19 protein-coding genes are annotated in these 24,793 nt (G+C 66.1%); 15 read left to right on the forward strand and 4 right to left on the reverse strand.

Annotation, left to right across the window (positions count from 1 at the left end):
- The first annotated feature begins 21 nt into the window (after positions 1-21).
- From glmU to C2U31_RS06115, 4 genes are all read left to right on the forward strand, one after another.
- Entirely contained in the window at positions 22-1,395 is a 1,374-nt protein-coding gene (gene glmU, locus C2U31_RS06100; RefSeq protein ID WP_103272021.1) for a bifunctional UDP-N-acetylglucosamine diphosphorylase/glucosamine-1-phosphate N-acetyltransferase GlmU, read from the forward strand.
- On the forward strand, positions 1,392-2,774 hold the full coding sequence (locus tag C2U31_RS06105; RefSeq protein ID WP_103272022.1) for an MFS transporter: 1,383 nt from the start codon (positions 1,392-1,394) through the stop codon (positions 2,772-2,774). The genes glmU and C2U31_RS06105 overlap by 4 nt, the downstream gene beginning before the upstream one ends.
- 135 nt (positions 2,775-2,909) lie before the next feature.
- Positions 2,910-4,232 (forward strand): UDP-glucose/GDP-mannose dehydrogenase family protein, encoded by a 1,323-nt coding sequence (locus C2U31_RS06110; protein WP_103272023.1) that lies wholly within the window; start codon positions 2,910-2,912, stop codon positions 4,230-4,232.
- A complete protein-coding gene (locus tag C2U31_RS06115) occupies positions 4,229-5,287 on the forward strand; it encodes a glycosyltransferase family 4 protein (protein WP_103272024.1) in 1,059 nt (352 codons plus the stop codon). Before C2U31_RS06110 ends, C2U31_RS06115 begins: the two co-directional genes overlap by 4 nt.
- 54 nt (positions 5,288-5,341) lie before the next feature.
- Here C2U31_RS06115 and C2U31_RS06120 read toward each other — a convergent pair whose 3' ends face one another.
- Positions 5,342-5,656 (reverse strand): hypothetical protein, encoded by a 315-nt coding sequence (locus C2U31_RS06120; RefSeq protein ID WP_103272025.1) that lies wholly within the window; start codon positions 5,654-5,656, stop codon positions 5,342-5,344.
- A 128-nt stretch (positions 5,657-5,784) separates the two neighbouring features.
- Entirely contained in the window at positions 5,785-6,276 is a 492-nt protein-coding gene (locus C2U31_RS06125) for an Lrp/AsnC family transcriptional regulator (RefSeq protein WP_103272026.1), read from the reverse strand.
- Between the two features lie 151 nt (positions 6,277-6,427).
- Here C2U31_RS06125 and glmS point away from each other — a divergent pair, with 151 nt between their 5' ends.
- Entirely contained in the window at positions 6,428-8,260 is a 1,833-nt protein-coding gene (gene glmS, locus C2U31_RS06130) for a glutamine--fructose-6-phosphate transaminase (isomerizing) (protein WP_103272027.1), read from the forward strand.
- Between the two features lie 107 nt (positions 8,261-8,367).
- Here glmS and C2U31_RS06135 read toward each other — a convergent pair whose 3' ends face one another.
- Positions 8,368-9,444 (reverse strand): nucleotidyltransferase domain-containing protein, encoded by a 1,077-nt coding sequence (locus tag C2U31_RS06135; RefSeq protein WP_158658320.1) that lies wholly within the window; start codon positions 9,442-9,444, stop codon positions 8,368-8,370.
- Positions 9,445-10,120: 676 nt separating this feature from the next.
- Between C2U31_RS06135 and C2U31_RS06140 the strand changes: the two genes are divergently transcribed.
- From C2U31_RS06140 to C2U31_RS06165, 6 genes are all read left to right on the forward strand, one after another.
- The gene (locus C2U31_RS06140) at positions 10,121-11,110 is read left to right on the forward strand and encodes a DUF1852 domain-containing protein (protein WP_103272029.1); all 990 of its coding nucleotides are present in this window, start codon (positions 10,121-10,123) and stop codon (positions 11,108-11,110) included.
- A gap of 21 nt (positions 11,111-11,131) precedes the next feature.
- A complete protein-coding gene (locus C2U31_RS06145; protein ID WP_199770961.1) occupies positions 11,132-12,160 on the forward strand; it encodes a methionine synthase in 1,029 nt (342 codons plus the stop codon).
- Between the two features lie 80 nt (positions 12,161-12,240).
- Positions 12,241-12,750 carry a flavin reductase family protein gene (locus C2U31_RS06150; RefSeq protein WP_103272031.1) on the forward strand — a complete coding sequence of 170 codons (510 nt, stop codon included), beginning with the start codon at positions 12,241-12,243 and terminating at the stop codon, positions 12,748-12,750.
- Positions 12,751-12,803: 53 nt separating this feature from the next.
- Positions 12,804-14,294 carry a methylenetetrahydrofolate reductase C-terminal domain-containing protein gene (locus tag C2U31_RS06155; protein WP_103272032.1) on the forward strand — a complete coding sequence of 497 codons (1,491 nt, stop codon included), beginning with the start codon at positions 12,804-12,806 and terminating at the stop codon, positions 14,292-14,294.
- Between the two features lie 128 nt (positions 14,295-14,422).
- Positions 14,423-15,604: an MFS transporter gene (locus C2U31_RS06160; protein ID WP_233772664.1), complete on the forward strand. Its 1,182-nt coding sequence runs from the start codon at positions 14,423-14,425 to the stop codon at positions 15,602-15,604.
- 166 nt (positions 15,605-15,770) lie between these two features.
- On the forward strand, positions 15,771-17,912 hold the full coding sequence (locus C2U31_RS06165) for a LamG-like jellyroll fold domain-containing protein (RefSeq protein WP_103272034.1): 2,142 nt from the start codon (positions 15,771-15,773) through the stop codon (positions 17,910-17,912).
- On the opposite strand, the gene C2U31_RS06170 is transcribed toward C2U31_RS06165, so the two are convergent.
- A complete protein-coding gene (locus C2U31_RS06170; protein ID WP_103272035.1) occupies positions 17,909-19,093 on the reverse strand; it encodes an LLM class flavin-dependent oxidoreductase in 1,185 nt (394 codons plus the stop codon). The two genes, C2U31_RS06165 and C2U31_RS06170, sit on opposite strands and share 4 nt — an antisense overlap.
- A 241-nt stretch (positions 19,094-19,334) precedes the next feature.
- On the opposite strand from C2U31_RS06170, the gene C2U31_RS06175 reads away from it, so the two are divergent.
- From C2U31_RS06175 to C2U31_RS06190, 4 genes are read left to right on the forward strand one after another with little or no spacing between them, the layout of a single operon-like run.
- The gene (locus tag C2U31_RS06175; protein WP_103272036.1) at positions 19,335-20,945 is read left to right on the forward strand and encodes an ABC transporter substrate-binding protein; all 1,611 of its coding nucleotides are present in this window, start codon (positions 19,335-19,337) and stop codon (positions 20,943-20,945) included.
- A gap of 16 nt (positions 20,946-20,961) precedes the next feature.
- Positions 20,962-21,963: an ABC transporter permease gene (locus tag C2U31_RS06180; protein WP_103272037.1), complete on the forward strand. Its 1,002-nt coding sequence runs from the start codon at positions 20,962-20,964 to the stop codon at positions 21,961-21,963.
- A 33-nt stretch (positions 21,964-21,996) separates the two neighbouring features.
- Entirely contained in the window at positions 21,997-22,911 is a 915-nt protein-coding gene (locus C2U31_RS06185; RefSeq protein WP_103272038.1) for an ABC transporter permease, read from the forward strand.
- Positions 22,908-24,641 (forward strand): ABC transporter ATP-binding protein, encoded by a 1,734-nt coding sequence (locus tag C2U31_RS06190; protein ID WP_103272039.1) that lies wholly within the window; start codon positions 22,908-22,910, stop codon positions 24,639-24,641. The genes C2U31_RS06185 and C2U31_RS06190 overlap by 4 nt, the downstream gene beginning before the upstream one ends.
- The last annotated feature ends 152 nt before the right edge of the window (positions 24,642-24,793 follow it).

Here is a 24,793-nt window from a genome sequence, read left to right on the forward strand (position 1 = left end):
TTTCCAACACAGTAGACCTCTATGCTCAATGTAGTGATTCTCGCCGCCGGACTGGGCAAGCGCATGCAGTCCGACCTTCCCAAAGTGCTGCACACGCTGGCCGGCAAGCCCATGTTGGCGCACGTGCTGGCCAGTGCGCGCGAACTCGCGCCCGCCCGCATCACGGTGGTGGTCGGCCACGGCGCCGACCGCGTCAAGCAGGCGTTTGGCGGCCAGGAAGGCCTGCACTTCGCGTTGCAGCAGCCGCAGCAGGGCACCGGCCACGCCGTGCAGCAAGCCGTGCCGCTGCTGCTCGAGGGCGACGGCAAGGACGATGTGACGCTGGTGCTGTACGGCGACGTGCCGCTGGTGCAGCCCGACACGCTGCGCCGCCTGCTGGCCGCGCGCGGCGATGGCGCCGCCGTGCTCACCGAGGTGCTGGACGATTCCACCGGCTACGGCCGCATCGTGCGCGACGCCGCCGGCCAGGTCTGCCGCATCGTCGAGCACAAGGACGCCTCCGAGGCCGAGCGCGCCATCAAGGAAGTCAACACAGGCATCCTGGCCGCGCCGACCGCCAGGCTCAAGGACTGGCTGTCCCGCATCGACAACAACAACGCCCAGGGCGAGTACTACCTGACCGACGTGATCGGTCTGGCCGTGACCGACGGCGTGCCGGTGGGCGCGGCCCAGCCGGCGGCTTCCTGGGAAACGCTGGGCGTGAACAGCCGCGTGCAACAGGCCGAGCTGGAACGCCGCTGGCAGGCCGAGCAGGCCCGCCGCCAGCTGGAAGCCGGCGTCACGCTGGCCGATCCCGCGCGCTTCGACCTGCGCGGCACGCTGCGCTGCGGCCGCGACGTGTTCATCGACGTGGGTTGCGTGTTCGAAGGCGAGGTCACGCTGGCCGACGGCGTGCGCGTGGGCCCGCATTGCGTGTTGCGCGACGTCAGCGTCGGCGCCGGCACGCAGATCGAGGCCTACAGCCATCTGCAGGACGCCCAGGTGGGCCGCGACGCGCGCGTCGGCCCCTATGCCCGCCTGCGTCCTGGCGCCGAGCTGGGCGACCGCAGCCACGTCGGCAACTTCGTCGAGATCAAGAAGAGCGTGCTGGGCGCCGACAGCAAGGCCAATCACCTGGCCTACATCGGCGACGCCGAGATCGGCGCGCGCGTGAACGTGGGCGCGGGCACCATCACCTGCAACTACGACGGCGTCAACAAGCACCGCACCGTGATCGAGGACGACGCCTTCATCGGCTCGGACACGCAGCTGGTCGCGCCGGTGCGGGTGGGCCAGGGCGCCACGCTGGGCGCCGGCACCACGCTGACGCGCGACGCGCCGGCCGGCAAATTGACGGTCTCGCGCGCCAAGCAGCTCACCGTCGAGGGTTGGCAACGCCCGACCAAGAAGTCGTGACCACCGAGGGGCCGACCGGCACGCCGGGCGCTTCGCCGCAGGACGGCCTGCCGGCGCCCCGGCGCTACTGGGCAGCGGCCACGGTGATGACGGGCATCAGCCTGTCGGTGCTGGACACCACCATCGCCAACGTGGCCCTGCCCACCATCGCGGCCGATCTGCAATCCTCGCCGGCCCAGGCGGTCTGGGTCGTCAACGCCTACAACCTGGCGGTGGTGACGATGCTGCTGCCGCTGTCGGCGCTGGCCGAGCGCATCGGTTTCCGGCGCATGTTCACCTTCGGACTGGTGCTGTTCACGCTGGCCTCGCTCGGTTGCGCGCTGGCCGGCACGCTCGTGCAGCTGACGCTGGCGCGCGTGTTCCAGGGCGTGGGCGCGGCCACGCTGATGTGCCTGTTCGGGGGCCTGGTGCGCAATATCTATCCGCTAAAGATGCTGGGGCGTGGCATCAGCATCAACGCCACCACCGTGGCGGTGATGTCAGTGCTGGGGCCGACCATCGGCTCGGCCATCCTGTCGGTGGCGCCGTGGCCGTGGATCTTCGCGGTCAACCTGCCCGTCTGCGTGCTGGCCATGCTGGGGCTGCGGCACCTGCCGGAGGTGCCGCGCAACAACGTCGCCTTCGATGGCATCAGCGCGCTGCTCAGCATGGCCACGCTGGGCGTGTTCATCTCGGGCGTGGACATGATGGGCGCGGACCTGCTGCGCGGCATCGGCCTGGTGGCCATCGCCGCCGTGCTGGGCATCGTGCTGATGCGCCGCGCCAGCGGCCAGACCGCGCCGCTGGTGCCGGTGGACCTGCTGCGCATCCGCCCGCTGGCCTATGCCGTGGCCGCGTCCGCCTGCACCTTCGCCGCGCAGATGGCGTCCTACGTGTCGCTGCCCTTCTATTTCCAGCAGGTGCTGGGCCGGCCGTACCTGGAAGTCGGCATGCTGATGGGCGCCTGGCCGGTCGGCACGGCGCTGGTCGCGCCGTTGGCGGGCCGGCTGTCCGACCGCTATTCGCCCGCGACCATGAGCGGCATCGGCGCCGCCACCATGGTGGCTGGCATGCTGTGGCTGGCGCTGCTGCCCACGCATGTGTCCAATGCCCCCATTCTGGCGGGCATGTTCGTGGCGGGCCTGGGCTTCGGCTTCTTCCAGACGCCGAACAACCGCGCCATGCTGTCTGCCGCGCCGCGCGCGCGCAGCGGCGCCGCCGGCGGCCTGCAAGCCACTACCCGGGTGTTCGGCCAGAGCTTCGGCACCGCCCTGGTCGCCATCGCCTTCAGCCTGAGCGCGGCCCATGGCCCCGGCCTGGCGCTGGTGCTGGGCACGGTCTGCGCCGCGCTGGCGGTGGCTGTGAACGCCATCCGCTTCAACCGGCTGCGGACGCCCTAGCGGCCCTGCCCGCGACGACCTAGCCCCGGGGGCGCGCCGGGCCGGCGTCCCGGCCGGCCGCGCTTCTATAATGGCGGCCGGCGCCGGCTTGTCCACCGCGGCGCCGGTTTTCCAATTCTTGAAGGGCGTTCGGGCATGAAGATCACGGTCGTGGGTACCGGTTACGTAGGGTTGGTGTCGGGGGCGTGCCTGGCCGACATGGGCAACGACGTCATGTGCCTGGACGTGGATTCCGCCAAGATCGCGCTGTTGCGCCAGGGCGGCATCCCCATCTACGAGCCCGGCCTGGAAGATCTGGTGCGCCGCAACGTGCAGGCCGGCCGGCTGCATTTCACCGACGACGTGGCGCAGAGCGTGGCCTTCGGCGACGTGCAGTTCATCGCCGTCGGCACGCCGCCGGGCGAGGACGGTTCGGCCGACCTGAAATACGTGCTGGCCGCCGCGCTCAACATTGCGCGCCACATGACCTCGCGCAAGCTCATCGTGGACAAGTCCACCGTGCCCGTCGGCACAGCCGACAAGGTGCGCGCGGTGATCGCCAAGGAGCTGGCCGCGCGCGGCGTGGACCTGCCCTTCACGGTCGCGTCCAATCCGGAATTCCTCAAGGAAGGCGCGGCCATCAACGATTTCATGAGTCCGGACCGCGTCATCGTCGGCGCCGACGACGACTACACCGTCGGCGTTATGCGCCGCATCTACGAGCCCTTCCAGCGCACCCACGACCGCCTCATGGTGATGGACGTGCGCTCGGCCGAGCTGACCAAGTACGCCGCCAACGCCATGCTGGCCACGCGCATCTCTTTCATGAACGAGATGGCCAATCTGGCCGAGACGCTGGGCGCGGACGTCGAGCAGGTGCGGCGCGGCATCGGCGCGGATCCGCGCATCGGCTATCACTTCCTCTATCCCGGCGCGGGCTACGGCGGTTCCTGCTTCCCCAAGGACGTGCAGGCGCTGGTCAACACCGCCGCCGAGCACGGCCTGCCCATGCGCGTCATCGAGGCCGCCGAGGCCGCCAACCACGCGCAGAAATTCCGCCTGTCCGAGAAGCTGACGCAGCGCTACGGCGAAGACCTGCGCGGCCGCAAGATCGCGCTGTGGGGCCTGGCCTTCAAGCCCAATACCGACGACATGCGCGAAGCCCCCAGCCTGACCGCCATCGCGGAATTGACCCGTCGCGGCGCCGAAGTGCGCGCCTATGACCCGGTGGCCATGCACGAAGCCGCGCGCGTGCTGGTGGGCCAGCCCGGCGTGACCTTCGCCAAGGACATGTACGACGCGCTGGACGGCGCCGACGCGCTGCTGATCGCCACCGAATGGAAGGTCTTCCGCGCGCCCGACTTCGATCGCGTCAAGGCCCTGCTCAAGACGCCGCTGATCATCGACGGCCGCAACCTCTACACGCCGGCCGACGTGCGCGCCCTGGGCTTCGATTACTCGGGCATCGGCCGCGTATGAAGATCCTGCAGCTGAACTTCGAGAAGGGCTGGCGCGGCGGCGAGCGGCAGACGCTCTACTGCATGCGCGCCTTCCGCAAGGCCGGCCACGAGGTCGAACTGATGTGCCGCCTGGGCGGCCCGCTGGCCGAGCGCGCGCGCCAGGAAGGATTCACCGTCCACGAATGCCGCAACGTGCCGGCGCAGCTGCGTTTCCTGGCCGGCGCCGGCCGCTACGACATCATCCATGCCCAGACGGCCAATACCGTCACCTGGGCCGTGCTGACCAAATGGCTGCACCGCCGGCCGGTGGCCTTCTCGCGCCGCACCTCCTTCGTGGTCAAGCCGAACGAGGAGTGGAAGACCGGCTTCAAGTGGCGCCACGTCGATCTGTTCGTGGCCATCAGCGAGATGGCCGCGAGCGAGCCGCGCCGGCTCGGCATCGAGCCCGCCATCATCCGCAGCGCCGTCGAACCGCATGCGATCAACGCCGACAACGTCGCCGCGCTGGTCAGCGAGTTCCAGCTGGATGGTCGCAAGGTCATGGCGACCTCGGCCGCGCTGATCCAGGACAAGGACCCGGTCACGCTGGTGCGCGCCGTCGCCGAGCTGGCGCGCACGCGCCGCGACTTCATCTTTCTGCACTTTGGCGCCGGCGGCGGCCAGGAGCAGGCCGCCAAGGACGAGGCCCGCAAGCTGGGCATCGAGGACGTCTACCGCTTCGCCGGCTTTCGCAAGGGCGTGGAAGACTTCTACAGCGTGCTGGACGTGTTCGTCATGAGCTCCGAGGAAGAAGCCTTGGGCAGCAGCGTGCTGGACGCCTTCCTGCAGCGCGTGCCGGTGGTGTCCACCGACGCCGGCGGCCTCAAGGAAAGCCTGGCCGACGGCCGCGGCGTGCTTTGCGCCGTGGGCGACCACCAGGCCCTGGCCGCCGGCATGGCGCGCTGCCTGGACGACGCCGCCTTCCGCCAGGAAGTCACCGAGCGCGCCTATGCCTACGTGCGCGACGAGCACGACGTGCAGAAGATGGGGAACCGGTATCTGGCGCAGTTCGAGCGGGTGTTGGAGGGACGCTAGCGGAGCGCTGTCGTCGACCCGCTTCGCATCGGAGGGGGTGATTAGGTACCAGCGCTAAAGCACCCCTTTTAGTGCTTCTTCCCATCGCTCGACGCGAGGCAGCCCCAAGTCACTGCGAGCGTGTTGATACAGCGCATCGGCTTCTTCCAGACGTACGCCAGCCTCGAAGCTGGCTCGGGCTATGTATTCCGGGGCCATTTCCACGAACATGCTGGCTATCAGTTCCTTGATCCAGTCATCGATCTGGAGGGACGCAAAGCTGCCTGAGCGTAGAGCCGTAGCGATATCGTTCGGACTGACCGGGTGCCCATATGGTGCATTGAGGTGAGCGGCGATCATGCCGAGATATTGAGCGGGATACTTGTGCATTGTGGGGCTCCAAGGCGGAACGTCTGGGTCTCTGCCGTCTGGGTGCATGCCCATTATCTTTCGGCGTAAACGACACCCGCGATTCGGGGTTCCCGCAGAGCCATCCCCGAACCGCTATCTCCACACCGCTACTCGCGCACCGCGATCCGCGTCTCGAACTTGGCGCGGTGCACCGAGAAGAACGTGCGCACATTGCGCACATTGGCCTGCGCCGTGAAGGCGCGGTGCACCAGCGCGTGGTAGGCCGGCATGTCCCGCACCTGCGCGATCACCACGAAATCCGGACCGGGTGACACCCGGTAGCACTGCAGCACGGCGGGCTCGGCCAGCATGCTCTGCTCGAATGCATCCAGGCTTTCGGCGGCCTGCACGTCCAGCGTGATCTCGACGATGGCTGTCAGCGTGCTGCCCAGCTTGTCGGCGGCCAGGATCGCCACCTGCCGGTCGATCACGCCGATGTCGACCAGCCGCCGCACCCGCCGCAGGCAGGTCGGGGGCGAAGCGTGCACGCGTTCGGCCAGATCCTGGTTGGTCAGCGCGCAGTCGATCTGCAGCTGTTCCAGGATGCGGCGGTCCAGATCGTCCAGTTCGGGCAGCGCAGGAGCGGTGTTTTGCGCCATATATTTCACTTTGGCGTATGAAATGAAAGATTATTTAATCACAATCCGGTAAGTAAATAAACTTCCAAAAAACTTCACATAAAGAAATCAAATTTCTTTGTGGCACGCGCACAATGCGTTCCGTACCCGAACCCTTACAGGAGTTTCTCCTATGTGCGGCATTGTTGGCGCCGTCGCCCAGCGCGACATCACCCCGATCCTCGTTGAAGGCCTGAAGCGGCTGGAATACCGCGGCTACGACTCCTGCGGCGTCGCGGTCTACGCCGACGGCCACCTGCGCCGCACGCGCAGCACGCAGCGCGTGGCCGAACTGAGCGACCAGATCGCCCAGGACCATGTGACCGGCTTCACCGGCATCGCCCACACCCGCTGGGCCACCCACGGCGTGCCGGCCACGCACAATGCCCACCCGCACTTCTCGCACCTGGGCAATGACGAGCCGCGCATCGCGCTGGTCCACAACGGCATCATCGAGAACCACGACGAACTGCGCGCCGAGCTGCAGGCCGCCGGCTACGTCTTCGAAAGCCAGACCGACACCGAGGTCATCGCCCACCTGGTCAACCACCTGTACGCCGGCGACCTGTTCGAGGCCGTGCAGCAGGCCGTGCGCCGCCTGCATGGCGCCTATGCCATCGCCGTGTTCTGCCGCGATGAGCCGCACCGCGTGGTCGGCGCCCGCCAGGGCTCGCCGCTGGTGGTGGGCGTGGGCCAGAACGAGAACTTCCTGGCGTCCGATGCGCTGGCCCTGGCTGGCACCACCGACCAGATCATCTACCTGGAAGACGGCGACGTCGTCGACCTGCAGCTGACCCGCGTCTGGATCGTGGACGCCGAAGGCCGCGCCGCCGATCGCGCCGTGCACACCGTGCACGTGCACACCGGCGCCGCCGAGCTGGGTCCGTACCGCCACTACATGCAGAAGGAAATCTTCGAGCAGCCGCGCGCGGTCGGCGATACCCTGCAGGACATCGAGTCCGTCACGCCCGAGCTGTTCGGCGACGACGCCTACAAGATCTTCAAGGACATCGATTCGGTGCTGGTCCTGGCCTGCGGCACCAGCTATTACGCCGGCCTGACCGCCAAGTACTGGATCGAGTCCGTCGCCAAGATCCCGGTGAATGTCGAAATCGCCAGCGAATACCGCTACCGCGACAGCGTGCCGAACCCGCGCGCGCTGGTGGTGACGATCTCGCAGTCCGGCGAAACGGCCGACACGCTGGCCGCGCTCAAGCACGCGCGCTCGCTGGGCATGCAGCACACGCTGACCATCTGCAACGTGGCCACCAGCGCCATGGTGCGCGAGTGCAAGCTGTCCTACATCACGCGCGCCGGCGTGGAGATCGGCGTGGCCTCGACCAAGGCCTTCACCACCCAGCTGACCGGCCTGTTCCTGCTGACGCTGGCGCTGGCGCAGGTGCGCGGCAATCTGACCGCCGAGCAGGAAGCCGCGCACATCAAGTCGCTGCGCCACCTGCCCGCCGCCATCGGTTCGGTGCTGGCGCTGGAACCGCAGATCATGGCCTGGGCGGACCGCTTCGCCTCCAAGGAAAACGCGCTGTTCCTGGGTCGCGGCATGCACTATCCGATCGCGCTGGAAGGCGCGCTCAAGCTCAAGGAAATCAGCTACATCCACGCCGAAGCCTACCCGGCAGGCGAACTCAAGCACGGCCCGCTGGCCCTGGTGACCGAGCACATGCCCGTGGTCACCATCGCGCCCAAGGACGGCCTGCTGGAAAAGCTGAAGTCCAACATGCAGGAAGTGCGCGCGCGCGGCGGCGAGCTGTATGTGTTCGCCGACGCCGACAGCAAGATCGTCAGCGCCGAGGGCATGCATGTGATCCGCATGCCCGAGCACTACGGCATGCTGTCGCCGATCCTGCACACGGTGCCACTGCAACTGCTGTCGTATCACACGGCTTGCGCGCGCGGCACGGACGTGGACAAGCCGCGCAATCTGGCCAAGAGCGTGACGGTGGAGTGAGGCGGAAGCCTGTTGTATTGGTTTTGAACCACACCTCAAAAGTTGGACGCCGATCCAACCTTTGAGGTGTTTTTCCGTCTCGCCAGCGGCTCAGGTGGGCTTCAGGCTCAGATGTCGCGCGCGCGGACCCGGATTCGTTCCGGTATCGTCTTGATGTCTTCGAAAGAAAGTTGTGGAAGCCATTCTTCGATCAGTCGAAAGATGGCAGTCGCCTGAGCGGAATCCCGTCTGCGTTTGGCGGCATCGCGCGTTTTTTGCTCGCTTAGCCAGACTTTGAAGAGTCCGAAAGCACGCGGGTCGACGGTAGTCATCGTTGCCATGCCGCCGTTGGTGCTGATCACGATCTGCTCGAATCTGGGAGCGGAGAGAAGCCAGTCCATGTTGTGCACCTTCACCGCCCAGAAGTCCTCCTCGTTGGCCCAAATCTGGCCTGGCTCCGAGTGTTGGTAGCCTTCGTCGCGCTTGATCAAGTCGACCTGGTAGCCCTCGTTGTTCACTAGCGTGAATGGCTTGCCCTCTATTTTCATGAAGGATGGGTCGCCACGCTGAATGACGCCGAGCAAGCCCTTTGGGTCCGGGCTCGCGATTCGCAGCTTTGACCTGCTGTCCCAGAGCAGGTCTAGATCTTGCGTCGCCATGATGGAGTCTGCAAACGTGACACTGGCCGCGCAAGCGTAGGCGTACATCGCATTCGTGCCGATGGTCATGATTTTCCTGGCCAGCCCGGCGTTTTCGATCTGGGCCAACACCTTGGTGACCGGGGGCGGCACATTGCCCAGGCGCAACGCACGATTGATCTTGACCTGTTTCTCGAGTTTCGCGGTAAGGGCCTCGAGCAGCTTGCGACACGCCGCTGATCGTTCCGTGTGAAAGCGGAGGATTTCTTCGGTGTGATCGCTTCTGGGTCCGAGGCTTTTCCGCTGGCGTACCCCGTAGTCATATCGGGTGCTGACGAGGTACTCCGTACCGTTCGCGCTTTCCCAATTGAGCCGCCCCTGATAGCGCTTTGCTTCTTGGAAAGCCGCCCGGTAGGCAGTGTGAAGCTGTTGAGCGTCAATGATGTGCTTCAGCTTGTCCTCTGGAACCTCATTGAAGAGTGAGTGAGGCATAAGTATATGATTTTCAAGAGGATTGGATGATTCATGGATTTTCCAATGAATTCTTCCAATAGTCAAAGAAAACATGGACTTAGCCTCATATTTTCTATGGCGCCGTTTTTCATGATGCTGCTTGCCGGGTGTGTAGTCCCGTAGGTGCGTCCGCATGAGGAAACGCATCCACAGACGCCAGGGCTGGGCGCGAACTGTAACGATCCCCGTAGGCGTCGCGAGGATTTGCAACGACGCCATGGCGGCTAGGGGTGGCGTTCGTGCGGGCGCATCTACGGGACAGCGCGCTAGCGCTTGCCAAGCAAAAGAACCGCTGATCCCGTGGCTTGGAAACGCAAGCAGGCCAGGGGGCTTGCTGATTTCCGCCGCGTATGGAGCGTAGTGCGAAACGGGCGCTACCGGGCGTCGACCTGCGATCAGGACATCACCATGTCGATCGACAGGAAGGCCTGTGCCTGCGATGCCCGCGCAATGCGGACCCTCAGTACGCCAATTGTCGCGGCCAAATCACCCGGTGCGTCAATATGAGTTTGACTAATAATATTATGAAGCCAACTCATTTATACAGACTATGAGTCTGGCTAATGGTGTTTTGAAATCATTTCATTTTTATTTGTGCGCAGCGCAGCATAGAATTCGGCCCTGATTCCGGGGATGTCAAGGCTGCCAGGTCAAGAGAATCAAAAATAATACTGGCAAGCACTGTGGCAGCAAGCGGGTTTTATTTCAGGGTTCTGGGCGCCAGATAGCAATGAGCAGAGATTTCACGTTTTCCATCAAGAGTATTAGTTTCGATGAGGATTATCGTCCCTCGGATAATACGCGCATCACCACCAATTTCGCCAATCTGGCCAGAGGGACAAGTCGCCAGGAGAACCTGCGCAACACCTTCCGCATGATAGACAATCGTTTCAATGCCCTGGCGCATTGGGACAACCCCAAGGGCGATCGCTATACGGTCGAACTTGAAATCATCTCGGTCGAATTGAATATCGATGGGGAAACCAGCGGCAATGCCCTTCCCTTGATCGAGATATTGAAGACCAATATCGTCGACCGCAAAACCGGCGAGCGCATCGATGGCATCGTGGGGAATAATTTTTCCTCATACGTGCGGGATTATGACTTCAGCGTACTGCTGCTGGAGCACAACAAGGATCAGGCCAAGTTCAGCACACCGGAAGATTTCGGCGATCTGCACGGCAAGCTTTTCAAGTTCTTTGTGAATTCCAGCACTTACAAGGAATATTTCAAGAAGCCGCCCGTCATCTGCCTGAGCGTATCGAGCAGCAAGGTCTACCACCGCACGGAAAACCAGCATCCGGTGCTGGGCGTTGAATACCTGCAGGACGAATATTCCCTGACCGATGAATATTTCAAGAAAATGGGCATGAAGGTTCGCTACTTCATGCCGCCGAACAGCGCCGCGCCCCTGGCCTTCTATTTCACGGGCGATCTGCTGGGCGACTACACCAATCTCGAGCTGATCGGCACCATCAGCACGATGGATACCTTCCAGAAGATCTATCGGCCCGAGATCTACAACGCGAATTCCGCGGCGGGGAAATCCTATCAGCCCAGCCTGAAGCACCAGGATTATTCGCTGACCCGCATCGTTTATGACCGAGAGGAACGCAGCCGGCTGGCTGTCGAGCAGGGACGGTTTGTCGAAGAGCACTTCATCAAGCCCTACCAATCGGTTCTTGCGCAGTGGTCCGCCACCGCCCGTTTTGATCAATAAAAAGCTACCAGGTCATTCATCGTGAAAAAACTGCTCCCCACTTCCACCGCCGGCAGCCTGCCCAAACCCTCCTGGCTGGCGCAACCCGAGACGCTCTGGTCGCCCTGGAAACTGCAGGACGAGGGCTTGCTCGAAGGCAAGCAAGACGCGCTGCGCCTGTCTCTGCAGGAACAGCAACACGCGGGCATCGACATCGTCAGCGATGGCGAACAGACGCGCCAGCACTTCGTGACCACCTTCATCGAGCACCTGGAAGGCGTTGATTTCGAGAATCGCAAGACGGTGCGGATCCGCGATCGCTATGACGCCAGCGTGCCCTCCGTCGTCGGCGCCGTGGCGCGCCGCAAGCCGGTCTTCGTCGAGGACGCCAAGTTCCTGCGCCAGCAGACCAGGCAGCCGATCAAATGGGCGCTGCCCGGTCCCATGACCATGATCGATACGCTGTATGACGATCACTACAAGAGCCGCGAAAAGCTGGCCTGGGAATTCGCCAAGATCCTGAATCAGGAAGCCAAGGAACTGGAAGCGGCCGGCGTCGACATCATCCAGTTCGACGAGCCCGCGTTCAATGTCTTCTTCGACGAGGTGAATGACTGGGGCGTGGCCACGCTGGAACGGGCCATCGAAGGCCTGAAGTGCGAGACGGCCGTCCACATCTGCTACGGCTATGGCATCAAGGCCAACACGGATTGGAAGAAGACGCTGGGCTCCGAATGGCGCCAGTATGAAGAGGCCTTCCCCAAGCTGCAGAAGTCCAGCATCGATATCGTTTCGCTGGAATGCCAGAATTCCCGCGTGCCGATGGATCTCATCGAGCTGATTCGCGGCAAGAAGGTGATGGTCGGGGCCATCGATGTGGCCACCAACACCATCGAAACGCCCGAGGAAGTCGCCAATACCCTGCGCAAGGCCCTGCAGTTCGTGGATGCCGACAAGCTCTATCCCTGCACCAACTGCGGCATGGCGCCCCTGCCCCGCGCCGTCGCGCGCGGCAAGCTGAGCGCGCTGAGCGCCGGCGCGGAAATCGTCCGCCAGGAACTCTCGAACTAAGCCTGGGGCAGAGCCTGCCACCGCATTCGTTTGCGGCGGCAGGCTCGCCGTCGAGCAGTCCGTCGTACTTCGCAGCTACCATGTCACTCCCCAGCACCGCCATCGAACCATTGCGCTTTCGCGAAGCGCTCGGACACTATGCGTCCGGCATCACGGTGGTTACATCGCACATCGCGGGCGAGCCGGTGGGTTTCACCTGCCAGTCGTTCTACAGCGTGTCGATGAACCCGCCGCTGGTGTCATTCAGCGTGATGTCCGGTTCGGCCAGCTATCCCAAGATCCGCCAGGCAGGCCGATTCGCGGTCAATATCCTGTCGGATGAGCAGGTCGATATTTCCAATCAGTTCGCCCGTCGCGGCACGGACAAGTGGCACGGCATCGAGTGGCGGGAATCGCCGCTGGGCAATCCGCTCATCGCCGGCAGCCTGCACTGGCTGGATTGCGACATCTACGCCGAACACGCCGCCGGCGATCACGTGATCGTCATCGGCGAGGTGAAGGCGCTGAACCTGCAGCAAACCGCCGCCACGCAGCCATTGCTGTATTTCAAAGGGCAGTACCGCAACATCGCCGCGCACTGCGAGGCTTGAGCGTGTGACCGCCGCCGCCCCATCCGCATGACGTTGCCAGGTATCGAATCGTCTTGAGCGCATTGAAGCAGGCGCTGGACGACGGGCGCTTTGTCTGCGTGTTGGAGATCATCCCCCAGCAGTCCCCCGCGCGCCTGGCGGGGCTCGGGCGGATCGTGCAGCGCGGACATCTGGCGGGCTGGCCTTTGCTGCCGGCCTTCGCCGATCGCGTCGGCGCGCATTCCGATCTGAGTCCGCTGGAAGGCGTGGGCGCGTTGGGCGATCCGGCCGCATCCCTGCTGCATTTTTCAGGCAAGGACCGCGAGCGCGCGGATCTGCTGCGTCAGATGGCGGCGATGAAGACCCGTGGCCTGAATCAATTGCTGCTGCTCAGCGGGGACCGCCTGCCGGGCCATGATCCCGGCGGGGCCGCCGTGCGCTATCTGGAGTCGGTGTCCGCGCTGCAGATCGCCCGCGAGCACGGACCGGACTGGCTGCTGGGCGCGGCGTTGAACCCGTTCAAATACCGCGAGGAAGAAGGCGGCGCGCAGTATCTGAAGGCGCGGAAGAAGCTGCTGGCGGGCGCGGATTTCCTGACCCTGCAATTGGGTTTCGACGCCGCCAAGCATGTCGAGGCCCAGGCCTGGATGCGCGCGCAGCACGGCATGAAACCCATGCTGGCATGCGTCATGAGCTTGACCGACAAGCGCGCCGCCGCGCTGCGGGCCGTGCCCGGCGTCGTCATCACCGACACCATGCGCGAGCTGTTGGCCAGGGAGCAGGACGTCTCCCAGGCCCTTGCGGCCAGGCGCGGCATCGAGCGCCTGGCCTTGCAGATCGTGGGCTTGCGGTTGATGGGCTATGCCGGCGCGCATGTGTCCGGGGTGCACAGGCTGGACGAACTGCTGCTGCTGGAGCAGGCGCTCATCGCGCAACGGGATCGGATCACATCGCTGGCCGAATGGCTCGAACAATGGCATGCCAGCTGGCGGATGCCGGGGGCGCCGCAGGTAGGTTTCACCCCCGACGCCAGCGCATGGGAACTGGGGCGGTCCGACGTCACCGCCACCCGTCGGGAACGCCTGCGCTACGCGCTGTTCTCGACAATGCATCGCCAATTCTTCAGCCGCAGGGGATGGCTCAGCAAAGCCTTTGGCTGGAGCATGACGCGGCCGATCTGGCAGGCCGCCGTGGCGGCGCATGCGCTGCATGCCGTCGAACGCATGGTCAAGCGGCCGCTGGTCGGCTGCGATACCTGCGGCAGCTGCCGCCTGCAGGAGACGCTTTACGTCTGTCCCGAGACCTGCCCCAAGGGCCTGGCGAACGGTCCCTGTGGCGGCACCCGGCTCAATCGTTGCGAATTCGACGACCGGGAGTGCGTGCACAGCGTCAAATACCGGATCGCCAAATCGGCCGATCAATTGCCCGTGCTGGAACAGGTGCTGATTCCCTGCATCGAAGCGGCTGACAGGTACCGCAGCTCCTGGCCCGCATGGTTCACGCAGAGGCGCGAGGAAACGCGCGTCCGGCCGTCGGCTTGCGGCTCGCCGGAGCTGCCGCCGTAGAGGGATAATGGCGGCTCCCCGACGATCCTCCCGCTGCGCCGCCATCCATGAACGCTTCGTCCCGTTTCGCGACCCGTCATTTCGTAGCGCCCCAGGATGCGGAAACGCAGTTGGCGGATCGGCTGCCCATGCGCATCCTTCTGCCATATCTGTTGGCCGCCATGTCGCTGGCGCTGGCCTACGGCGCGAGTTTCCTGCTGGCGGATGCGCTGGTCGCCGCCGGCTACGCGGCGTCCCGCGCCGGCACCGTCATCGGCGTCGGCATCGTGGCGACGCTGGTCGGCGCCGTCTTCGCCGGACGCTGGGCCGAGCGCATGGGCATCCTGCCCTTGATCGCCTGCGCGGCGGGCGCGATGGCCATGGCGATGGCCTGTTTCGCCTTGATGGGCGCAGGCGGCTTGCCGATGGCCTACGCGGGCGGTCTGCTGCTGGGCCTGGGGTGGGCCGTGTTCTACATGCTGGCGCCGATCCTGCTGATCCATTGCCTGAAACCGAACGCGCGCCTGGAGGCGCTGACCCTGCTGTCGGGATCGCAGATGCTGGGCATGGGGCTGGCCGCGCCGCTCGGCCATTTCCTGGCGCGGCAGTCCGGCAGGGTGTCCGCTGCTTTCGCGGCCTATGCCGCGTGCTGCGTGATCGCGGCGGGCTTTGCCTGGCTGCTGCGGCGCAGCCTGGCCCGCCAGCCGCAGTTGCCGCTCAAGACGGTGGCGCTGTCGCTGTCCGCCGTGGCCTGCGTGCTGCGCGCGAAGACCGTGCTGCCGGTCGCGCTGATGGGCATCGCCGCCTGCACCTTCGCCGGACTGTCGACCTTCCAAAGCCTCTATGCGCAGTCACGGGGACTGAGCGCCGACACGTTCTTCCTGACCTTCACCATAACCACCGTGCTGCTGCGCTTCACCGTCGCCTCATGGATCGGCAAGCTGCCATTGGGGCGCCTGGCCCTGGCCCTGTTCGCGATCACGCTGGGCGGCATCCTGCTGCTGGCCGTGAATGCAGGCAGCGCGCCGCTCTATGTCGCCGCCACCATCCTGTTCGCCACCGGATATGGCCTGACCTATTCCACGCTCAACGCCATGGCGGTCAATCTGGCCGAGGGCCTGGGCATCTCCATTCCCGCCGCGTCGCAGGTGTTCACCCTGGGCTATTTCGCCGGCGCCTTCGGATTCCCGTATGTCGCGGGCAGCCTGATCGCGGCCTCGGGCATCGATGCCGCGCTGTGGATGATGCTGGGCCTGGTCGGATGCAATCTCGCCGTGGCCGCCGTCACGCCGGCATTCCGGTCCTATCGGTTGACGCGCGGCCGGCCTTGAGGAGAGGGCGCGGCGTTGCCGTCTCCAGGCGCCGCGCGTTTCCATAACATGTGAATAAGTCCATGGCCTGACAGCGCAGGCTGTCGCTTCCCGTCCGCAGTATGGCCATCGTCATGGCTACGTCATTCGTCCTGCCTAGACTGCCTAGCTTTTTCAGGTTGCATTCATGAAGCACGGCAGCAAGACCCCCTCCCAGACCCCAGTCATCACCGCGCAGCAAAGCGCCGACCTGCCCATCGCGCTCAACACCACGCGGCGCAGCCTGCTGCGCGCCGGCATCGGGGCGACCTTGCTGCCCATCGGCGGCAGCCTGTTGCTGGCGGGCTGCAACAGCAGCAGCGACGATGACGATGATGCGGTCCCGGCCAAGCCGCAACCGCAGCCGCAGCCCGCGCTCGCGTCGACCTTCGCCCTGGCGGTGCTGCCGGACACGCAGTTCTACTCGCGCTACGCCACCGATGCCGAGAACCAGCAGTTCATGCGCAAGTACGGCAGCGAGCCGTTCCAGGCCCAGACCCGCTGGGTGGCGCAGCATGCCGCCGCCTTGAACATCCCGTTCCTGGCGCACCTGGGCGACGTGGTCGACCAGCAAGGCAAGCCGGACCAGTGGAAGGTGGCCAGCGCCGCGATGAAGGTGCTGGAGGACGCCAAGGTGCCCTACTCCATCCTGGCGGGCAACCATGACGTGATCATGGATCGCGACTATGTGGACGAGAGCAGCCAGAAGAACGGGAAGGAAACCGACGAGCTGCGGGACCGGGCGCTCGAACCCTATCTGAAGAACTTCGGCCGCGACCGCGCGAAACAGCAGGCCACGTTCGGCGGCCGTGATGCCAGCGGCTTCCACGAATACCATGTGTTCGAAGCCGAGGGGCAGAAGTTCATGGTGCTGTCGCTGTCGTGGCGCGTGTCGGACGCGGCGCTGGAATGGGCCAACCTGGTCATCCGCGCCAATCCCACGCTGCCCGTCATCCTGGTCAATCACCAGCTGCTGAACATCGACAAGGACGGCGTGTCGCCGCTGGAAGTGCCCTACGGCAAAATGCTGTGGGAAAAGCTGATCCGCAAGAACGACCAGATCTTCATGACGCTCAACGGCCACTACCACGGCGCGGCGCGGCTGACGAAGACCAATGACTTCGGCAATCCCGTCGAGGAGATGGTGGTCGACTACCAGATGGCCTACCAGGGCGGCAACGGCCTGATGCGCCTGTACGAATTCGACCTGACCCACAACGAGATCAAGGTTCTGTCCTTCTCGCCCTGGGTGCCGCAAAAACCCAAGGAAACGCTGAACGCCTTCGACCAGGCGGTGCTGACGGCGCCGAACGAGCAGTTCACGATCAAGATGGACTTCGCCCAGCGTTTCTCGGGCTTCAACAAGACCTTCAAGCCGGGCGCCGCCACGCGCGGCTCGCTGGTCGAGCAAGCGCGCGCGCTGATCCTGGCCAACTACACCGATCCGGCCACGATCGTGCAGAAGCCGGCGGTCGACTCCGAGGACTATCCCAAGGTCGCCAACACGCTGGCGCACTGGCGCTTCTTCGGCGGCGTTGCCGGGCAGCCCGTGAAGGTGGGCGAGACCGTGGCCGACGTGACGGGCGCGAACCCGATCCGCCGCGCGCCGCTGAACATCGATGGCGTGGCCGGGGCGCAGGAAGCCGATCTGGTGTGGTCGGGCGACCATCACTACCTGTCGGCCGCGCCCGGCTCGGTGCGCTTCCTGAACACGGACAAGAACACGGCCCGCATGAGCTATTTCACGACCGACGTGGCCGCGCCCATCAATCCGGCGACGGTGCCGTCGGGCTATACCGTCGAGGCCTTCCTCAAGATCGACAAGGACTGGACGGCGCAGAAGCACGCGTGGATGAACGTCATGACGCGCGACGGCAAGCGCGGCGACCTGGCCGGCTTCTCGGACGGCGACCCGGAATCGCCGCCGCTGCTGTTCGCGCTGTCCAGCCTGCGCGAAGTCCAGTGGGAAGTCGTGCCCGAAGTGTCGGGCACGCGCGGCGCCAAGACCAACTGGTCCGGCGAGATCATCGCCGACAAGTGGATGCACGTGGCCATCGTCAACGACGAGGTCACGCATGAAACCGTGCTGTACATCGAGGGCGCGCCGGTGCTGCGCAACGCCAGCAACGCGCCCGGCCTGGCCGCGCTGGCGGCCAACATGCCCTGGATCATCGGCGCGGGCTCATGGGATGGCCGACGCGCCGACGGCTTCTTCGGCAGCATCGGCGAGATCCGCATCGTGGGCAAGGCGCTCAAGCCGGCGCAGTGGCTGACGGCGCGCCGCGCCTAAGTCCGCAGGCCGGCCTGTTTCATCAGCGGCAGGATCCTGTCGCCGAAGAATTCCAGGTCCGGCTTGAAGTCGAAGAAGCTCAGCTGCAGGCCGTCGATGCCGGCCTGCCTGAGCCGCACGAACTGTTCGACGATCTGTTCGGGCGTGCCCACCACTTCGATATTGCCGCCGATGGCGCGGCGGCTGGGCGGGTCCACGCCCTCCCGGCCGCGCCAGGCATGGGCATCGCTCTTCAGGCTCTGGAAGCCGTCGGGCGTGCGGAAATCCTGCCTGGCGACGATGGCCTCGTAATAGGCGCGCGTCTCGCTCTCGGTCTCGCGGCTGATCACCATGGGATTGAGCAGCGTGCGCACGCGCCGGCCGACGCCGCGCGCGGCGGCCTTCACGCGTTCGGCGTGGGCGGGCAGGACCGCGATCGCGCTGGCGAAGTCCGACGCGCCCGGGCTGGTGATGAAGACCACGTCCGAATGGCGCGCCGCGTAGGCGATGCCCGCGTCCGAGCCGGTGGCGCTGACCAGCAATGGCCGCGCATAGCGCGGCTTGGGCGTGACATAGGCATCCTGCAGTTTCCATGACGAGCGGCCGCTGAAGGACAGCGGCTCGTCCTCGCGCCACAGCCGTTGCAGCACGTCGACGAATTCCGCCGCCAATTCATAGCGCCGGTCGTGCTCGATCTGTTCAGTGCCGAAGGCGCGGTGCTCGACTTCCCGGTGGCCCGTGACCACGTTGATGCCCCAGCGGCCGCCGGAGATATGGTCCAGCGTCGCGCCCCACTTGGCCAGGTGCAGCGGATGCAGCGGGCCGTAGAGCACGTGGATCGTCGAGATCAGCAGGATGCGGCGGGTGATGGAGGTGAGCGCGGCGGTGGTCTGGAACGAGTCCAGCGCGTTGCCGTCGAACACGCCGCCATAGCCGCCCTTGGGCAGCCATTGCGACAGCGCGAACACCAGGTCGAAGCCCAGCGCTTCGGCTTTCAGCACCAGGTCGCGGTTGTACTCCCAGCGCCAGTCGGTAGTCCGCTCCAGCGTGGAGGCGCTCCAGCCGCCGGCCTGGATCGGCAGGAACAGGCCCAGCAGGATGGGCTGGCGCAGCGCCTGTGCGAACGGACTGCCGGGCAGATCGGCGGGAGATGGATGATGCTCGATGACGGCGGCTGGATCGGCCGCGAGTAGTGTGCTCATGGAACGTGCGCCAGGGCTGGGGGAATCCTGCATTTTCGGCAAGCGGCGAAAGGCGCGTCAAAGAACCAATTTCCATTTGCTAAGGCGCCATTTCCATAGGCGTGGCGGCGCGCGCTACGGCGCCACTGGGTCGGTCGGGTGCGTCGGGATGCGGATATTTGCTCATGATTCATCAGTCGTAGCGATGGCGCGAGGGTCTTTCTAATATCGACGCTTTCCGTAGATTGGTGGAACGCAAGCAATGCAGAGCATCCGAGAAAATTCGCACCCGCGCGGGCTGGCCCGGCTGCTGGGCCTTCTGGCGCTGATCGGCGCGGCGACGCTGGCGTCACCGGCCTGGAGCCAGGCGACGCCGCCGCGCGGTGGCACGCTCACCTGGATCATTCCGCAGGAGCCGGCCGCGTTCGTGCCGCTGACCACCTCGGCCGGCGGCAGCACGGAACTCGGGCCCAAGGTGATCGAAGGGTTGCTCGCCTATGACCGGGAGCTCAAGCCCATCGCCCAGCTCGCCACTGGCTGGCAGGTGTCGGCCGATGGCCTGCGCTATGAGTTCACGCTGCGCCAGGGCGTCAAGTGGCACGACGGCCAGCCCTTCACGGCCGCCGACGCGGCCTATTCCATCGCCACCATCAAGGCCGTGCATCCGCGCGGACGCGTGACCTTCGCCAACGTCAGCGCCATCGAGACGCCGGACGACCACACGCTGGTGCTCAAACTGGAAAAGCCCGCGCCCTACCTGCTGACGGCGCTGTCGGCCTCGGAATCGCCGATCGTGCCCAAGCATCTGTACGAGGGCAAGGACGTGGCCACCAATCCGCGCAATAACAGTCCGGTGGGCACCGGGCCGTTCATCTTCAAGGAATGGGTGCGTGGCAGCCATGTGCGGCTGGAGCGCAATCCGAACTATTGGAACGCGCCCAAGCCCTACCTGGATGTCGCGGTCGCCCGATTCATTCCGGAGGCCGCCGCGCGCGCGGCGGCGCTGGAGTCCGGCGAAGCGCAGCTGGCGAACAAGTCCATCGCGCTGTCGGACATCGACCGCTTCGAGAAGCTGAAGCACGTCGTGGTGGACGTGACGCCATGGCCTTATGTGGGCGATCACCAGCAGATCTATTTCAACTTCGATTCCGAGCCGTTCCGCAAGCGCGAGGTGCGCCAGGCGGTGGCCCAGTCGCTGAACGTCGAGGTCTTCGCGCGTACCGTGTGGTACGGGCGCGGGGTGGTGTCGGCCAGCCCCATCGGCAAGGCCCTGACACGCTTTCACGACGACCAGATCCGGCACTATCCCTATGACGTGAAGGCGGCCGAGGCGGCGCTAGACGGCGCCGGCTATCCGCGCAAGGCGGATGGCAAGCGCTTCAAGGTCCGGCTGCTCTACAACCCGTTCCAGGATCGCCGCGCGGCCGAGTTCGTGCGCCAGGCGCTGCTGCGCATCGGCCTGGACGCCGAGCTGGAAAGCCTGGACTTCGCCACCTACGTGACGCGCGTGTATACGGACAGGGCCTTCGATATCACGCTGGAGAACCTGACCAACACCTTCGATCCCACCATTGGCGTGCAGCGGGTGTTCTGGTCGCGTAATTTCAAGATCGGACTGCCCTTCTCCAACGCCTCGCACTACCAGAACCCCGAGGTAGACCGTCTGCTGGAGGCGGCCGCGGTGGAGCCGGACGAAGCGCGGCGCCGCCAGCTGTTCGTCGAGTTTCAGCGCGCGGTGCGCGATGACGCCGCGTCCATCGAGCTGGGCGCCAATCCTAACGTCACCATCGTAGGCCGCAAGGTGAAGGACTGGGACACGAGCGCCGAAGGCACGCGCGGCAATTTCGCCGACGTGTACTTCGCCGGATCTTGAGCCAGGGGCGCATGACATGAGCGTCTTTCGCCGCCATGGCCTGGCCCGCATCGCCGGCGTCCTGCGGCGCAACGCCTGGCAGGCCGTGCCCACGGTGATCGGCATCGTGGCGCTGAACTTCGTCCTGCTGGAGCTGGTGCCCGGCGACGCGGCGGACGTGATCGCCGCCGAATCCGGCAGCGCCACCGAGGAAGGCATGGCGCAGCTGCGGCGCCACTTCGGGCTGGACCTGCCGATGCTGGAACGGCTGTGGCGCTACCTGACCGGCATCGCGCAGTTCGACCTGGGCATGTCGCCGCGCCACAACACGCCGGTGGCGCAGCTGATCCTGGACCGGCTGGGCAACACGCTGCTGCTGATGGGCACGGCGCTGGGCATCGCCGTCTGCGCCGGCGTGCTGCTGGGCGTGCTGATGTCGGCGCGCGCCGGCAAGTGGCAGGACCGGCTGCTATCCGTCGTCGCCTTGCTGCTGTATTCCACGCCCTCGTTCTGGCTGGGACTGATGGCCATCGTGCTGTTCTCGGTCAAGCTGGGCTGGCTGCCCACCGGCGGCAGCTACACGATAGGCGCGGGCCTGACGGGCTGGGCCGCGTTCGTCGACGGCGCGCGCCATCTGGTCCTGCCGGCCCTGGCCACGTCCGGCTTTTTCATCGCGATCTTCGCGCGCCTGACGCGCGCGTCCATGCTGGAGGTCAGCCGCCAGGACTATGTGCGGACCGCCGAGTCCAAGGGCCTGGGGCCGGGCGCGGTCACGTTCCGGCATGTGCTGCGCAACGCGCTGATCCCGGTCACGACGGTGGCGGGCATGCACTTCGGCGCGCTGCTGGGCGGCGCGACCGTGATCGAGACCGTGTTCAGCTGGCCCGGCCTGGGAAGGCTGGCGCTGGAATCGGTGCTGGCGCGCGACTACGCCGTGCTGCTGGGCATCCTGTTCCTGTCCTCGCTGCTGGTGATCGTGGCCAACATGCTGGTGGACCTGCTGCAGGCCTGGCTCGACCCGCGCATCCGGCTGCGCTGACCCAATGACCCCGCACAGGAGGGCCGGCTGGCCATGACCTTGAAAGCCCTGTTGATTCCGACGCGCAAGCCCGCCCCGGCCCAGGCGGCCGATGCGGCCGGCCTGGCGGCGCGCGCATCGGCCTGGCGCGCTTTCCTGCGCAATCCCTCCGCCCTGGCTGGCGTGCTGCTGCTTATGGCCGTGGCCTTGTCGGCGGTGTTCGCCGGCGTGCTGTTCCCCGGCGATCCGCTGGACATGGTCGCGCAGCCGCTGCTCGGTCCCTGCCAGGATGCCGCTTTCTTCCTGGGCAGCGACTCGCTCGGCCGTGACGTGGCCGCCGGCCTGGCGCATGGCGCCCGCGTGTCGCTGGCCGTGGGCGCGGCCGCCGCTGGCATCAGCCTGGGCATCGGCGTGCTGGTCGGCGCGGCGGCCGGCTATTTCGGCGGCTGGCTGGACGATGTGCTGGTGCGCCTTACCGAGCTGGTGCAGACCATCCCGACCTTTTTGCTGGTCATCGTCATCGTGGCCATCGGCCAGCCGTCCGCGCGCATGATCGTGCTGGCCATCGGCGCGGCGTCCTGGCCCGTGATCGCGCGGCTGGTGCGCGCCGAGTTCCGCGCGCTGCGCGAGGCGGAGTTCGTGCAGGCCGCGCGCAGCCAGGGCTTCGGCGACGCCTGGATCATCTTCCGCGAGATCCTGCCCAATGCCCTGCCGCCGGTGGTGGTGACGAGTTCGGTGCTGGTGGCCACCGCGATCCTGATGGAGTCGGCGCTGTCCTTCCTGGGCATGGGCGATCCCAATGTGGTCAGCTGGGGCAGCATGATCGGCGAAGGACGCGAGCATCTGCGCACCGCCTGGTATCTGGCCGCCGCGCCCGGCGTCGCCATCATCCTGACCGTGCTGTCGCTCAATCTGGTGGGCGACGGCATCAACGACGCGTTCAATCCGCGCTTGAGAGGCCGCGCATGACCCCTGTACCCCATCTTCCGCCCGCGCTGCTGGACGTGCGCGGCCTGGACGTCCGGTTCCGTGGCCGCGACGGCGGCCATCACGCCGTCAAGCAGCTGGATTTCACGCTGGGCCAGGGCGAGACGCTGGCGCTGGTGGGCGAATCGGGTTGCGGCAAATCGACCACCGCGCTGGCCCTGCTGCGCCTGCTGGCGCCCGAGGCCAGCATCGCCGGGGAAGTCCGCTTTCGCGGGCAGGACCTGGTCCGCCTGCCGTTGCCGCAGCTGCGCGCGATCCGGGGCGGCGAGATCTCGATGATCTTCCAGGAGCCGATGACCTCGCTCAATCCGGTGCATACCGTGGGCGCGCAGATCGTCGAGTCGTTGCGCCTGCACCAGGGCCTGTCGCGCGAGGCCGCGCACCGGAGGGCGGTGGAGATGCTGGCGCTGGTGAAGATCCCGGAGCCGCAGCGCCGCATCGAGGACTATCCGCACAACCTGTCCGGCGGCCAGCGCCAGCGCGTCATGATCGCCATGGCCGTCGCTTGCCAGCCCCGGCTGCTGATCGCCGACGAGCCGACCACGGCGCTGGATGTCACCGTGCAGGCGCGCATCCTGGAGTTGCTGGACGAGCTGCGGCGCGAACTGTCCATGGGCCTCCTGCTCATCACGCACGACCTGGGCGTGGTGTCGCAATGGGCCGACCGGGTGCTGGTCATGCTGGACGGCGAGAAAGTCGAAGAGGCGTCCGCCGTGGAATTGCTGGCGCGGCCGCGCCATGCGTATACGCAGGGCCTGCTGGGCGCTTCGCTGCACGGGGGCAAGGCGCTGCACTACAGCAGCGCGCGCCTGCCCGAGGTCCGGCGCGCGCATGGCGGCGCGGCGGGACTGCAGGCGCAGGATTCCGTCCGGGTCCACACGCCCGCGCCGCGCGGCCCCACGCTGCTGTCGGTGCAGTCCCTGCGCACGACGTACCGCCGGCGCGAGGGGGACCTGCTGCATGCGGTGGACGACGTATCGTTCGATATCGCGCGCGGCGAGACCCTGGGGCTGGTGGGCGAGTCCGGCTGCGGCAAGTCCACGCTGTCGCGCACGCTGCTCAGGCTGACCGACCCGGCATCCGGCCGCATCGTGCTGGACGGCGCGGACCTGGCGTCCCTGCGGCCGCGCCAGGTTCGACCGTGGCGCAAGCGCATCCAGATGGTGTTCCAGGATTCGTATGCCTCGCTCAATCCCCGCCGCAGCGTGTACGACACGCTGGATGCGGCGCTGGCGCTGCATGGCGAACGCGACCGCCACGCCCGGCGCGCGCGCATCGCCGCCATGCTGGACCGGGTCGGGCTGCCGGCCTCGGCCGCCGGCCGCTACTCGCACGAGTTCTCCGGCGGACAGCGCCAGCGCATCGGCATCGCCCGCGCGCTGATCCTGCGCCCGGACCTGGTGGTGCTGGACGAGCCGGTGTCGGCGCTGGACGTGTCCATTCAGGCCCAGATCCTGAACCTGCTGGTGGACCTGAAGCAGGACTTCGGCCTGTCGTACCTGTTCATCTCGCACGACCTGTCGGTGGTGCGCTACCTGTCGGACCGCGTCATCGTCATGCACCAGGGCAGGATCGTGGAGGAAGGGCTGCCGGACGAGATTTGGCGCGCGCCGCGCCATCCCTACACCCAGGCGCTGATCGCCGCCGCGCCCAGGCCGGGCTTGCGGCGGGGCGTGCAGGAACCGCCGCCGCGCAGCGCGCGCGCGGCATGAAAAATACCCCCCACGCCGCGCGCACTACGTGCGCTTGCTGTCCCCCCGAGGGGGGCGCTTTTCATCTTGAGGCGGCCCGGCAATGAAAAATGGCGCCGCGAGGCGCCATTTTGCTTTGTCAGCCACGCCGGCGGCGCATTGCCTGCGCCGCC

The sequence above is a fragment of the Achromobacter sp. AONIH1 genome, assembly GCF_002902905.1.
Taxonomy (GTDB): domain Bacteria; phylum Pseudomonadota; class Gammaproteobacteria; order Burkholderiales; family Burkholderiaceae_B; genus Achromobacter.

Bases quoted from the DNA above. Each gene is read 5' to 3' on its own strand.
- glmU (WP_103272021.1), top strand. From the start codon at position 22: ATGCTCAATGTAGTGATTCTCGCCGCCGGACTGGGCAAGCGCATGCAG.
- C2U31_RS06110 (WP_103272023.1), top strand. From the start codon at position 2,910: ATGAAGATCACGGTCGTGGGTACCGGTTACGTAGGGTTGGTGTCGGGG.
- C2U31_RS06115 (WP_103272024.1), top strand. From the start codon at position 4,229: ATGAAGATCCTGCAGCTGAACTTCGAGAAGGGCTGGCGCGGCGGCGAG.
- C2U31_RS06120 (WP_103272025.1), bottom strand. From the start codon at position 5,656: ATGCACAAGTATCCCGCTCAATATCTCGGCATGATCGCCGCTCACCTC.
- C2U31_RS06125 (WP_103272026.1), bottom strand. From the start codon at position 6,276: ATGGCGCAAAACACCGCTCCTGCGCTGCCCGAACTGGACGATCTGGAC.
- glmS (WP_103272027.1), top strand. From the start codon at position 6,428: ATGTGCGGCATTGTTGGCGCCGTCGCCCAGCGCGACATCACCCCGATC.
- C2U31_RS06135 (WP_158658320.1), bottom strand. From the start codon at position 9,444: ATGTTTTCTTTGACTATTGGAAGAATTCATTGGAAAATCCATGAATCA.
- C2U31_RS06140 (WP_103272029.1), top strand. From the start codon at position 10,121: ATGAGCAGAGATTTCACGTTTTCCATCAAGAGTATTAGTTTCGATGAG.
- C2U31_RS06150 (WP_103272031.1), top strand. From the start codon at position 12,241: ATGTCACTCCCCAGCACCGCCATCGAACCATTGCGCTTTCGCGAAGCG.
- C2U31_RS06160 (WP_233772664.1), top strand. From the start codon at position 14,423: ATGCGCATCCTTCTGCCATATCTGTTGGCCGCCATGTCGCTGGCGCTG.
- C2U31_RS06165 (WP_103272034.1), top strand. From the start codon at position 15,771: ATGAAGCACGGCAGCAAGACCCCCTCCCAGACCCCAGTCATCACCGCG.
- C2U31_RS06170 (WP_103272035.1), bottom strand. From the start codon at position 19,093: ATGAGCACACTACTCGCGGCCGATCCAGCCGCCGTCATCGAGCATCAT.
- C2U31_RS06175 (WP_103272036.1), top strand. From the start codon at position 19,335: ATGCAGAGCATCCGAGAAAATTCGCACCCGCGCGGGCTGGCCCGGCTG.
- C2U31_RS06180 (WP_103272037.1), top strand. From the start codon at position 20,962: ATGAGCGTCTTTCGCCGCCATGGCCTGGCCCGCATCGCCGGCGTCCTG.
- C2U31_RS06185 (WP_103272038.1), top strand. From the start codon at position 21,997: ATGACCTTGAAAGCCCTGTTGATTCCGACGCGCAAGCCCGCCCCGGCC.
- C2U31_RS06190 (WP_103272039.1), top strand. From the start codon at position 22,908: ATGACCCCTGTACCCCATCTTCCGCCCGCGCTGCTGGACGTGCGCGGC.